3 protein-coding genes are annotated in these 926 nt (G+C 52.4%); all 3 read right to left on the reverse strand.

Annotation, left to right across the window (positions count from 1 at the left end):
- Positions 1 to 206, reverse strand: a 206-nt coding sequence (locus KQI17_RS13430) for a recombinase family protein (protein WP_216496694.1), incomplete at its 3' end; no start/stop codon positions are given.
- Positions 207 to 352: 146 nt separating this feature from the next.
- Positions 353 to 499 (reverse strand): hypothetical protein, encoded by a 147-nt coding sequence (locus KQI17_RS13435; RefSeq protein ID WP_216496689.1) that lies wholly within the window; start codon positions 497 to 499, stop codon positions 353 to 355.
- Positions 500 to 664: 165 nt separating this feature from the next.
- Entirely contained in the window at positions 665 to 877 is a 213-nt protein-coding gene (locus tag KQI17_RS13440; protein ID WP_216496695.1) for a hypothetical protein, read from the reverse strand.
- Positions 878 to 926: the final 49 nt, after the last annotated feature.

The following is a 926-nucleotide window of genomic DNA, read 5'->3' on the forward strand; positions in this document are numbered from 1 at the left end:
AAGCCGGGGCGATTGAAGTCCGTTCCTGAAAAGCCGTCGTCCTTGTATATCTTGAAGTTCTCAATGTCATGCTCCTTGGCGTACTTCGTCAGTATCTCGACCTGATGGGAAATGCTGTTGCTGTCGCCCTCGTTGTCGTCATCGCGGGAAAGGCGGACATAGAGGGCTACCCACTTTTCGATAGGTGATCTCGTGTAGTTCGCCATCAAAGCACCCCCCTCTCCCCGGTAAAGCGCGGTGATTTTTTCCTGCTGCCTATTCATTTGAAGCCTCCATTCCGGCAGCTACCGTGTGACCAAACTGACACTTATATTATACGATGGGGAAAAATAAGCGTCAAATTTTCGCACGTCTACTTCTTCGTTTCTCTGTCAAGTAAACGCTTGATTTTTTCGGTCGCAGTAGCTCCCTTGGAAGCGTAAATACCATTTACAACATAGGTGGTATTGCCGAGCTTGTGTGTCGTTTCAACGCGCGGAGCGGTTTCGTTTTTATCCATCAAAAAACCTCCTGATTAGGTATTGGATCGCGTCTCATGGTGAGACGCAATTTTCGACAAAAACCGCGTCCTCATGCGGACGCGGTTCTGAAATATTGTTTGTAAAATTTCAACATGGTTTCAGGAACAAACCGGACGGCGGCTGGCACCACCTGCACGGGACTCTCACCCCCTGCGGTTCTCGCAGATCGCCCCCATTGCCTGCGACGGCTCACGGTCCGTCAGGACCGCTTCACGCTCGGACTGTGGCTGGGCGAATGTATCATTATCCTGATGTGCAGATCGTCGCCACAGGCCCGCCACGGCCTGCTGTGCGCCAATGGACCGCTCCCCCTTTTCCTCCTTTCTCGGCGGGATCATGGCCTGTCCCTTTCGCACGGCTTTTCCCTTTCGGGCTGCACATCAAACGTATCCGGTTGACCTATTC

Origin of the sequence: Oscillibacter sp. MSJ-31 (genome assembly GCF_018918025.1) — a bacterium.
Classification (GTDB): Bacteria; Bacillota; Clostridia; order Oscillospirales; family Oscillospiraceae; genus Hominicoprocola.